3 protein-coding genes are annotated in these 2,309 nt (G+C 35.8%); all 3 read right to left on the reverse strand.

The annotated features are described in order from the left end of the window. Positions 1-931 (reverse strand): TRAP transporter large permease (locus tag AC1DOS_RS19495; protein ID WP_477538818.1); only part of this gene is annotated, 931 nt, incomplete at its 3' end. After that, complete coding sequence (locus AC1DOS_RS19500; protein ID WP_477538819.1) at positions 928-1,413, reverse strand: TRAP transporter small permease; 486 nt, start codon at positions 1,411-1,413, stop codon at positions 928-930. The genes AC1DOS_RS19500 and AC1DOS_RS19495, both read right to left, overlap by 4 nt. Positions 1,414-1,426: 13 nt before the next feature. Next, the coding region (locus AC1DOS_RS19505) for a TRAP transporter substrate-binding protein (RefSeq protein ID WP_477538820.1) at positions 1,427-2,309 on the reverse strand (883 nt) is incomplete at its 5' end.

The raw sequence follows: 2,309 nt of genomic DNA on the forward strand, positions 1-2,309 counted from the left end.
GATTATCAGATATGCTCAGCATCGATTCTGCTACTAACTGTGGAATTTGTTCATAGGCGATGATAAAGCCGAACAAATTTGCTGTAACAATTAAAAATGAAATAGTCGCTGTATTTACGACTGTGTTTACCAAAATGGTTGGAAGCATCTTTAATTTTAATTCTCGATAAACAAAGCCAATAATAAAAGCAATCACACATGCAATTGCTGCTGATTCAGTTGGTGTAAATACACCACCTAAAATACCAAAAATAATTGTAAAAGGAATTAGCATAGCAGGCAAAACTTGAGTAAAAGATTTTATAAATGTATCAAAAGATGCTTTTTCACTTTTAGGAAATTGTTGTTTATGGTTCATCATTCCAATAACAATAATAAATCCAACACCTAACATGAAACCTGGTATGATACCCGCCATAAACAAGTCAGCAATAGACGCTCCAGTCAACGTTCCATAAATGATAAATAACATACTTGGTGGAATTACAGGTGCAACAATAGACGAAACTAAAGTTATTGCAGATGAAAATTCACGGGTATAACCTTCTTTCTCCATCTCCGGTACCATAACCTTACTCATCATTGCAGCTTGTGCATTAGCCGAACCTAAAATAGAAGCAAGGAACATATTTGCAACCACAGCTACATAAGCTAAGCCGCCCCGATAATGACCAATAAATACCTTAGCAAAACCTACAAGACGTTTGGTAATTCCTCCACCATTCATCAACTCTCCAGCCAACATAAATAAAGGGATGGCTAGTAATCCAAAGTTATCTAACCCTGAAAACATTTTTTGGGGTGCTGAACTCAATAATGTAGTCATATCAGCCATTAATAAATATGAAATTGAAGTAATTGCTAGCACTAGTGAGATAGGTATACCAATAAGTAAGAATGCAATAAATAGCAAGATAACTGCAAATATCATGTTGGTTCACCACCTTGAACTTTTCCCTTAACGAGTTCCACAAAATGGTTTAATAAATGGATAAAAGCACATGTTAAACCTACTGGAACTGAAAGATATGGAATCCACATCGGAATTCGCATCGAGGTTGATTTTTGATCTGATGCTAAAATTACCCACTCATAGCTCAGATATAATAAAATAGCCATAAAAATCAAGATAATGCCATATGAAACTATTGCTAGAATTCGTTTACCTTTGATTGAAAATCGATCTACCAAAAACGTAATTGAGGCTTGGGACTTATATTTAAGTCCCAAGCTTCCTCCAATAAATGTAATCCACGCCATCATATATATACTTGCTTCATTTGCCCAAAAAAGTGGCGAATGGAAAAAGTAACGAAATACAACAGCAGCTGCAATTACTAGAGTCATAGCAGCGATTAATATCATACCGACTACTTTTTCAACAGATTCAATCCACCCACTAAATGTATTCATAATAGAAATCCTCCTACTTACGGAATGTATCAATGAACTCCTTAATTAATGGATCTTTTGCTTTATATTCCTCATCATATTTTTCCATATAAGAGGTAAATAATGATTTATCAATTTCATAAAGTTCCATTCCACGATCGGTTAATGTTTTCATGTATTCCTCTTCTAAAGAAGATCGTTTCATCGTCGCGTATTCAGATGCAGCTGCCATAGACTCTCGAATAATCTTTTGGTCTTCTTCAGGCATTGCATCAAATTTCTCAGCGTTTGCAATCATAACCGAAGGCCATACCATGTGGTTAGTTAGTGCACCAAATCCTGTTACTTCATTAAAATTAGAAGTGACTGCTGCATCCAAGTCCATTTCCATTCCGTCAATGACACCTGTTTGAGCTGCTTGGTAAACATCGGGTAATGAAATAGATTCAGGATTAGCTCCAAGATATCTATACCAGTCTTGCAAAGCTGGACTTGGTGTTACACGTAACGTTAAACCTTTCATTTCTTCAGGTGTTTCAATTTTTTCTCTGAACATCATCGTTCTATTGCCAGAGAAAAAGTAATCCATAGCTCTAAGTCCTTGATCATCTAGCGTTGCTAAGATTTTCTTAGCTACATCAGAATCTTTTGCTTCAAAAGCATCTTCATAAGATTCAAATAAATAAGGTGCAAACCAAGCACTAAATGCATCGGATTTTGAAGTTAAAAAAGCAGTTGTAATGAATCCAAAATCTAAAGAACCTGTTTCAAGTTGCTGAACCATATCAGGTTCTCCACCTAATTGGCCACCAGGATACAATTCCATCTTCATTCGTCCGTCAGATCGAGTCTCTAATTCCTCAGCAAATTTCTTTGCTGCATCATTCCATATATGATCAGGAGGTGCAATGTGAGCT

Source organism: Paenisporosarcina sp. P5_A11 (assembly GCF_056400705.1).